Consider the following 8330-nt stretch of genomic DNA (forward strand, 5'->3'; position numbering starts at 1 on the left):
CGGGCGTCTCCGACCCGAAGTGGAGCCCCGACGGGCGCACCATCGCGGCGCTCTCGCGGCTCGACGACGTGGACCGCCGTGCCGAGCGCGGCGAGGCGCGCGTCGTCACGGACTTCGTGTACAAGTTCAACGGCGCGGGCTTCCTCCCGCACGGCTCGCCCGCGCTGGTGCTCGTGGACGCCGAGAGCGGCGAGACGCGCGTCCTGCACCGCCCCGAGCCGGGCCTCACGATCACGGACTTCGTATGGAAGCCCGACGGTTCGGGGCTGCTCTTCAGCGGCCCCGTCACGGAACGTGCGCGCGCCATGTGGGAGGAGGAACTGCACGAGGTGACCCTCTCCGGCGAGGTGCGCCGCCTCAGCGACTGGGCCGCGCCCATCTCGGGCCTCGCGCCGCACCCGGACGGCCAGCGCGTCGCCTTCGCGGGCCGTCCGCGCGACAAGCGCAACACGGAGGACACGCACCTCTTCGAGTTCGACCTCACCAGCACGCCCGTGACGGCGCGCAGGCTCGACGAGCGCGTGGACGTGCCGCTCGGCAACATCGTCGCGGGCGACCTGCGGGTCGGCGCGTTCCCCATGCGGCCCACCTGGGACGGCGAGGCCGTGCTGAGCCTCTACACCGTGGGCGGCAGCGCGGGCCTCTTCGCGGTGGAGGGCGGCGCGCACGCGCCCCGCGTCCACGACGGCGAGCGCGTCGTGACGGCCTTCACGGCGGCGGGCGCCGCGCACGCCACGATCGAGGAGTCGCCCACCGATCCCCCCGAGGTGTTCCTCGCGGGCGTGAAGGTCACGGACACCGCCGCGCGCCTCGGGAGCTTCCCGCGCCGCGCGCCCACGCGCCTCGTCGCGCGCTCGGAGGACGGCACGGAGGTGGAAGGCTGGGTGCTGCGCCCCGACCTGGAGGGCATTCCCGCCCTGCTCAACATCCACGGCGGCCCCCACACCGCGTACGGGTACGGCTTCCAGCACGAGTTTCAGCTCATGGCCGACGCGGGCTACGCCGTGTGCTACGCCAACCCGCGCGGCAGCGTCGGCTACGGGCAGGCTTTCAGCGAGGCCATCAAGGGACGCTGGGGCACCGTGGACACCCAGGACCTCCTCGCGTTCTTCGACGCGTGCCTGGAGCGCTTCCCGGACCTCGACCGGGGCCGCACGGGCGTGATGGGCGGCAGCTACGGCGGCCTCATGACGAACTGGATCATCGGGCACACCGACCGCTTCACGGTGGCCGTCACGGACCGCAGCATCTGCAACCTCGTGTCCTTCAACGGCACGTCCGACATCGGCGCGCGCTTCTGGCACGACGAGCTGGGCCTGGAGTTCACGAACCCCGCCGACATCGACGCCCTGTGGGACATGAGCCCGCTGAAGTACGTCTCGAACGTGCGCACGCCCTGCCTCATCGTCCACTCCGAGGAGGACCACCGCTGCCCCGTCGAGCAGGCCGAGCAGTGGTTCACGGCCCTCAAGCTGCTCGGCGTGGAGACGCGCCTCGTGCGCTTCCCCGGCGAGGACCACGAGCTCTCGCGCGCCGGGCGACCCGACCGCCGCGTCGCTCGCCTGCACGAGTACCTGCTGTGGCTGGACGCGCACCTCGGGGTCGGCGGGTGACCGCACGGAGGTGCGCCGTTCATCTTCTTCATCCGGGGGTTCCCCGCGCGTCAGTGCGCAGGGTCTACACTGACCGTTCGAGATGACTCCTCGCGGCGCGCCCCTCCCCCCCCACGCCGAGCTCGCCGCGCCGGACACCGCCGCGCCCACCCAGGGCCGCGGCGCGTCCGGCGCGCGGATCGCCGCCATCAACGTCTTCCGGGGTTTCGCGATCCTGGAGGTCGTGCTGCACCACACCAGCGGCATCGCGCTGCGCCTCGCCAGCGAGGGCTCGTTCACGCACACCTTCCTCGCGATCCTCAACCGTACCCTGCACTTCGCGGTGCCCGCCTTCCTGTTCATGACGGCGGTCGTGCTGACCCGCTCCGCCCTGCGTGAGTTCAGGCTCGGGAAGTACTACTGGGGCCGCGTGCGCAAGTCCCTCGTGCCGTACGTGCTGTGGACGGCGATCTACGCGGTCTTCAAGGTCCTCACGGGCGCCAACCCGCCCGAGGTGCTGCTGAACCCCGAGCGCTGGATCTTCTGGCTGCAGTACGGCAAGGCCTACTTCCACCTGTACTTCCTGCTGATCGCGCTGCAGTTCTACCTCGTGCTGCCCCTGCTGCTGCCGCTCTTCCGGCGCACGTGGCCGCTGTGGCTGGTCGTCACGGTCGCCTTCGGCACGCAGCTCGGCGTGTACTGGCTCAACCGCTCCACGGACCTCGTGCACTTCCGCTTCCCCGGCACGATGGCGCTCTGGTACATCCCGGCGATCACGCTCGGCATGTACGTCGGCGCGAACTACGCCCGCTTCGACGAGCTGTGGCGACGGCACCGCAGGCCCGTCTTCGCCTTCGCGGCGCTCGGCTGGGCCGTGTACCTCCCGCTCGCGTACACGGTCCTCACCGGGGGGCGCGTGAACACCTTCGTGTATTCCGCCGCGCACTGGGTGTACACGACGGTGTTCGCGCTGGTGCTGTTCGGCGTGGCGCACTCCGCCGCGCGGGGGCCCGCCTGGCTGAGCCGTCCGCTCGCGCGGCTCGGCACCTTCAGCCTGCAGATCTACCTGCTGCACCCGGCGGTGCTGTTCTGGGTGGACCGCCGGGGCGCCTTCCCCGGCGGTGACTCCGCGCTGTTCCTGCTGACCGTGCTGGGCTACGCGCTCGTGGCGCTCCTCGTGCCCTTCGTGATCGCGCGCGCCCTGGAGGGCCGCCGCGCGTCCGTGTGGCTGTTCGGACGCTGACCGAACCTCCTACCGCGTGAACGCCCGCCCGACCGCCTCGATGAAGGCGTCGCGGCGGGCGAGCTCCTCGGGTGTGTAGCGCTCGGCGAGCAGACGCGCCTTGAAGTCGGCGACGTCCTCGTCCCCGGTGAGGGCCCACGTCTCGACGGGCGTGCAGGCCACCCGCATGTCTCGCTCCCAGTCGAAGGTCTCGTTGGCGGGGAGGCCCAGCGCGCGCGTCGCGAGCGGCCACGTGGCGTCCACCACGACGTCCCCGCGCGGGCCGTGCACGACGAGCCAGTTGTGGACGTCCACGACCCCGCCGTCCGCCGCGAGCCGCGCGACCTCCGGATCCACCTCCACGCCGGGCGGCAGGGCGATCTCCTGCGTGGCGGCCATCAGGGTGGAGCGCACGCCGAGTTCCGCGAGCAGGGCGCGCAGCAGCAGGTGCTTCGTGGAGCAGGTGCCGCGCCACTCCCGCACGACCGTGGCGGGAACGTGCTCGCTCGCGCGGGCGTAGGGCAGGTCACGGACGAGCGCGAAGAGTTCGGGCACGTCCGGCAGTCCGGCGGCGGGGTCGCGCAGGCCGCGCCGGACGGCCTCCTCGTGCAGGAGCGCCGCGAGCGGACGCGTCTCGTGATCGTTCGTCATGGGTGCCCTCCTGGACGTGTTCGCGTCCTCACCGCGCATGATGAAGGACACGCACCGCAATTCGCGCCCCCCCTCTCCCTGTAGAATCCGCTCATGTTTCTGGCGCTCGTCCTCCTCGCGCTCGCCTACGGCGTCGGCAGCCTGCCCCTGGGGTACTGGCTGCTGACCCGCCTGGGCTTCAACGTCCGTGCCGTCTCCGCCTCGAACCTCGGTGTCGAGAACGTCGTGCGGCGCCTCGGGTTCGGCCCCGCCGCCCTGAGTTCCGCCCTCGACGTCACCAAGGGGTTCCTCGCCGTCCTGATGGCGTCCAGCCTCGGCGTGCGCGAGGTCGCGGTGCTCGCGGGCGTCGCGGCGTTCGCCGGGCACCTCTTCCCGCCACGCTTCCTCTTCCCGCACCTGCCGCCGCGCGGACGCGGGAACCTCGTGCTGCTCGGCGTCCTCGCGGGCCTGTACGTCGGGGCGGGGCTCAGCCTGTGGATCACGCTGCTGCCGCTCGTCGTGTGGGCCGCCGCGCTCGGCCTCTCGGGCTTCGTGGCCGTCGCGACCATCGCGGGCCTCGGCACCTTCGCGCTCGCCGTGACGCTCAGCTCGCTCGGCGCGGGCGCGAAGATCGCCGCGTGGGCGCTCGTGCTGCTCAGCGCGTGGCGGCTCAAGGAGAACGTCGGGCGCGTCCTCGACGGTACCGAGCCCCGAGTCGGCGAGGACGTCCCCATGGCGGGCAAGAACCCCGATCAGGTCGTCGCGGCCTTCATGATCCACCCCATGACCATCGACGACTTCTGGCAGTCGAAGCGCTTCTCGTGGATGAAGCCCCTCGTGGACCGCGGCGTCCTCACCGAGAGGAGCGTCCGGACCTTCGCGGCGCAGCTGCGGCCCATGAAGATGGGCGAGTTGCGCGGCATCCGCACCACCGACGGCAAGGAGATCCGCACGTACCTGCTCTCCAGTCCCCTTCTGCCCGACGTGTTCCGTGACGAGCCCGAACTCGCCGTGAAGCGCGCCGTGGAGGGCGCGCGCCTCGCGCACGAGCTCGGCGCGAGCGTCTTCGGCCTCGGGGCCTTCTGGAGCGTCGTCGGCAACAAGGGCGAGGACGTGCAGGCCGCCGTGCCCGAGATCGCCGTCACGAACGGCGGCGCGTACACGAGCGGCACCATCAAGGCCGCGATTCCCACCATCCTGGAGCACTTCGCCCGCGAGGGCCGCGACCTGACGCACTCCACGGCGGCCGTGGTGGGCGCCAACGGCGTCGTCGCGTTCGGCATCGCCCGCACCATCGCGCCGCAGGTGTCGCGCGTCATCATGGTGGGCCGCGACCTCGAACGGCTGGAGCGCAGCGCGTCCACCCTGCGCCGCGCCAACCCGGGCCGCGAGATCGTCACCACCACGGACGTCGCCCGCGTCCGCGACGCCGACCTGATCTTCACCGCCACGAGCGACCCGAACCCCGTCATCTTCCCGGAGCACGTGAAGCCCGGCACGTGGATCTTCGACGAGGGCCGCCCCGCCGACGTCCACGAGACGGTCGCGCTCGTGCCGGGCGTGCGCGTCATTCCCGGCGGCGTGGTGCGTCCCCCCGGCGACATGAAGGCGAGCCTCAACATCCACTTCGGGGAGGGCGCGGTGCCCGCCTGCCTCGCGGAGACGCTCATCATCGCCGCGACGGGCGAGTACGACCGCAAGTCCCTCGGCGCGCAGACGAAGACGGAGAACATCAACTTCTTCGTGGAGCAGGCCGCGAAGCTCGGCTTCGAGGTGCTGGATTAGTTTCTTTCCTGCTACACTCCTCCGGTGAAGACCTACTCCGTTCAGGTGGGCGACGTCCGTCGCGAGCTTCCCGTCGTCGAGGTGGCCCCCGGCGTGTCCGTCGCGCTCTTCAACATGCTCGGCGACACCGACGTCACCGAGGCGGCGGGCCGTGAGCTCGCCGCGAGGCTCCCCGCGGATATCGACACGCTCGTCACGCCCGAGGTGAAGGCCGTCCCGCTCGCGCACGTCATCTCGCGGTACTCGGGCAAGCCGTACATCGTGATCCGCAAGACGCAGAAGCCCTACATGGTGGAGCCCGTCGTGCGCGAGGTGGTGTCCATCACGACCGGCAAGCCGCAGATCCTCGTCCTCGACGGGTTCGACGTGGACAAAATCCGCGGGAAGAAGGTCGCGATCGTCGACGACGTCGTCTCCAGCGGCGGCACGCTGCGCAGCCTGACGGGCATCATCGAGGAGGTCGGCGGGACCGTCGCGGCGGTCGTGGCGGTCTTCACGGAGGGCGACGAGCGACCCGAGGTGCTGTCGCTCGGTCACCTGCCGCTGTTCAAGTAATCAGCGGTCAGCGGTCAGTGATCGGCCCCTCGGCGCTTCGTCGTCGGTGGGCAGGCGACCGGGAAGGTTGTTGCTTCCCGGTCGCCCGTCATCTGCCGCCCACCCCACACGCGCCCCTAACGGCTGAAAGCTGACCACGGACGACTTTCCTATACAATCCCTCTCATGACGAACAAGCCTTTCAGCGTCACGGTGGGAACCGTGACGCGCGAACTGCCCACCATCCAGGTCGGCGAGATGGGACGCGTGCCGCTCGTGGAGCTCATCGGGGACGTGGAGTTCACGTCCGCCGTCGCGGACGCGCTGCGGCCCCTGCTGCCTCCCGAGACGGAGGTCATGCTCACCGTCGTGACGAACAGCCTGCCCCTCACGCACGCCCTCTCGGAGCGGACGGGCGTGCCGTACGTGGTGGTCCGCAAGAAGCGCCGCACGTACATGCGCGACCCCCTCATCCAGGAGGTGCCCAGCATGACGCTCGGCGTGAACGAGACGCTGTGGCTCGACGGGCGGCACGCGAGCAGCCTGAAGGGGAAGCGCGTGACGATCGTCGTGGACGTCGTCGCGTCGGGCGGGACGGTGGAGGCGATGCAGCGCCTCGTGGACCGCGCGGGCGGTCAGCTCGTGGGCTGCGTGGCGGCCTTCCGTCAGGGCGAGCCGAAGATGCCCGTGAGGTACCTGCAGGAACTCCCCAAGATGATCTGAGCGGGGGCACGCGGTGGGCGGGGGACGCCGTCGTCCCCCGCCCACGTCCGCGCCTCACTCGAAGATCTTGCCGGGATTGAGGAGGCCCGCCGGGTCGAACAGACCCTTGACCTCGCGCATCACGTCGAGGGCCTCTCCGTGCTCCTCGCGGAGGTACTTGCGCTTGCGGACGCCCACGCCGTGCTCGCCCGTGCAGGTGCCGCCCGCCGCGAGGGCCGCGCGGGTCATGCCGTCGCTGACGCCATTGATGCGCGCCCAGCCGTCCGCGTCGTCCGGGGCGGCGTGGAAGAGGACGTGGAAGTTCCCGTCCCCGACGTGCCCCACGATGGGCGCGGTGAGGCCCGCCTCGCCGATGAGACGCCGCGTCTCCTCCATCACGGCGGGAAGCTCCGCGATGGGCACGCACACGTCGGACGTGCGGTTCGCGTGGCCCGGGTAGGCGGCGCGCAGCGCGTAGTACGCGTGGTGCCGCGCGGTCCACAGCTTCTCCCGCTCGGACTCCGTGACGGCGCGGCCCGCGACCGTGCCGCCCGAGCCCTCGCAGAGCTCCTCCACGAGGTCGAGCTGCGCGCGGAGGTCCGCGTCGTCGCGGCCGATCACCTCGATCCAGAGGGTGGGCGCCTCCGCGTCCGCGCGGCCCTTGTAGGCGTTCACGGCGCGGATCGCGTCGGCGTCCACGAGCTCGATCCGTTGCGGCCCGACGCCCGCGCCCATCACGGCGACGGCGGCGTCCACGGCGTCCCCCACGGTCGGGAAGCTCACCTGCAGGCTCGCGGCGCGCGCGGGCAGCGGGTGGAGCTTCACGGTGAGGCGCGTGATCACGCCGAGCGTGCCCTCGGAACCGACGAAGAGGTGCAGCAGGTCGTACCCGGCGCTGCTCTTGCGGGCGCGGCTGCCCACCCGGATCACGCGACCGTCGAGGAGCGCGACGCGCATCTCCACGACGTTGTCGCGCATGGTGCCGTACTTCACGGCGGCCGTGCCGCTCGCGCCCGTCGCGGCCATCCCGCCGAGCGTGGCGTCCGCGCCGGGATCCACCGCGAAGAACAGGCCGTGCGGCCGCGCGAGCCGCGAGAGCTCCGGGTAGGGCACGCCCGGCTCGACCGTCGCGAGGAAGCTGCCCGCGTCGATGCCCAGCACGCGGTTCATGCGGGTCAGGTCGAGGCTGATGCCGCCCCGGACGGGCACGGCGTTGCCTTCGAGGCCGCTGCCCGCCCCGAAGGGCGTGACGGGCACGTCGTGCTCGCGCGCGCAGCGCAGCGTCGCCACGACGTCCGCCTCGGATTCGGCGTACACGACCGCGTGCGGCGGGAGGACGTCGGGGTAGCCCTCGTCGCGTCCGTGGCTGAGGAGATCGGCCTGCGCGGTGCTGACCCGCGCGCCGAGCGCGGCGCGCAGGTCGTCGAGGAAGGTCAGGGCGGCTTCGCCCGCGTGGAGGGTCATGACTACAGGGTAGAGCAGGAACGGGGCGTGGCGGCTACCCGAGGCCGATCTCCGCCAGCCACGCCCAGGCCTCCCCGGCGCTCAGGAGGCGCGCGCCCCGCTCCTGCGGGAACCACGCGAGCAGCGGCGCCGCGTCCGCCGTGTCCCCGAACACCACCTTGTGGTCGCCGTCCGCGAGCCACAGCAGGCCGGTGGGCTCGGCCTCCACCGTCTCCCCCACCTCGCGCGGCGGGCCGAGCCACACGGCGTCCACCTCCGCGTCGTCGGCGGGATTGAGGGTGCCGGGCAGGCAGCCGTAGTTCACCGGGGCCCGCCACGGCTCTTTGCGCAGGAACACCACCTCGCCCGCGCGCCACACGCTCCGCCGGGTCTCGCCCGCGCGCCACTCCACCACGCCGCGC

Annotated in this window: 8 protein-coding genes; 5 read left to right on the forward strand and 3 right to left on the reverse strand. The window is 71.9% G+C overall.

What is annotated here, in order from left to right; genetic code table 11:
• Positions 1-1613: S9 family peptidase (locus DEIPI_RS28135; RefSeq protein WP_084473904.1), on the forward strand; the 1613-nt coding region annotated here is incomplete at its 5' end.
• A gap of 82 nt (positions 1614-1695) precedes the next feature.
• Complete coding sequence (locus DEIPI_RS0103245; protein WP_052351598.1) at positions 1696-2835, forward strand: acyltransferase; 1140 nt, start codon at positions 1696-1698, stop codon at positions 2833-2835.
• A 9-nt stretch (positions 2836-2844) separates the two neighbouring features.
• Here DEIPI_RS0103245 and DEIPI_RS0103250 read toward each other — a convergent pair whose 3' ends face one another.
• Entirely contained in the window at positions 2845-3465 is a 621-nt protein-coding gene (locus DEIPI_RS0103250) for a hypothetical protein (RefSeq protein ID WP_027480831.1), read from the reverse strand.
• A 93-nt stretch (positions 3466-3558) separates the two neighbouring features.
• Between DEIPI_RS0103250 and DEIPI_RS0103255 the strand changes: the two genes are divergently transcribed.
• The 3 genes from DEIPI_RS0103255 (at position 3559) to DEIPI_RS0103265 (ending at position 6486) form a co-directional block, all read left to right on the forward strand.
• The gene (locus DEIPI_RS0103255; protein ID WP_027480832.1) at positions 3559-5229 is read left to right on the forward strand and encodes a glycerol-3-phosphate acyltransferase; all 1671 of its coding nucleotides are present in this window, start codon (positions 3559-3561) and stop codon (positions 5227-5229) included.
• A gap of 24 nt (positions 5230-5253) precedes the next feature.
• Entirely contained in the window at positions 5254-5784 is a 531-nt protein-coding gene (locus DEIPI_RS0103260) for a phosphoribosyltransferase family protein (protein ID WP_027480833.1), read from the forward strand.
• Between the two features lie 165 nt (positions 5785-5949).
• Positions 5950-6486, forward strand: a complete 537-nt coding sequence (locus DEIPI_RS0103265) for a phosphoribosyltransferase family protein (RefSeq protein ID WP_027480834.1) — start codon at positions 5950-5952, stop codon at positions 6484-6486.
• Positions 6487-6540: 54 nt separating this feature from the next.
• Here DEIPI_RS0103265 and DEIPI_RS0103270 read toward each other — a convergent pair whose 3' ends face one another.
• Both DEIPI_RS0103270 and DEIPI_RS0103275 read right to left on the reverse strand, forming a co-directional pair.
• The gene (locus DEIPI_RS0103270; protein WP_045233556.1) at positions 6541-7929 is read right to left on the reverse strand and encodes an FAD-binding oxidoreductase; all 1389 of its coding nucleotides are present in this window, start codon (positions 7927-7929) and stop codon (positions 6541-6543) included.
• A 34-nt stretch (positions 7930-7963) separates the two neighbouring features.
• Positions 7964-8330 (reverse strand): inorganic diphosphatase (locus DEIPI_RS0103275; protein ID WP_027480836.1); only part of this gene is annotated, 367 nt, incomplete at its 5' end.

This window comes from Deinococcus pimensis DSM 21231, assembly GCF_000519345.1.
Taxonomy (GTDB): Bacteria; Deinococcota; Deinococci; order Deinococcales; family Deinococcaceae; genus Deinococcus_A; species Deinococcus_A pimensis.

Excerpts from the sequence above, each read along its gene's own strand:
- DEIPI_RS0103245 (WP_052351598.1), top strand. The coding sequence starts at position 1,696 with ATGACTCCTCGCGGCGCGCCCCTCCCCCCCCACGCCGAGCTCGCCGCG.
- DEIPI_RS0103255 (WP_027480832.1), top strand. The coding sequence starts at position 3,559 with ATGTTTCTGGCGCTCGTCCTCCTCGCGCTCGCCTACGGCGTCGGCAGC.
- DEIPI_RS0103270 (WP_045233556.1), bottom strand. The coding sequence starts at position 7,929 with ATGACCCTCCACGCGGGCGAAGCCGCCCTGACCTTCCTCGACGACCTG.
- DEIPI_RS0103250 (WP_027480831.1), bottom strand. The coding sequence starts at position 3,465 with ATGACGAACGATCACGAGACGCGTCCGCTCGCGGCGCTCCTGCACGAG.
- DEIPI_RS0103265 (WP_027480834.1), top strand. The coding sequence starts at position 5,950 with ATGACGAACAAGCCTTTCAGCGTCACGGTGGGAACCGTGACGCGCGAA.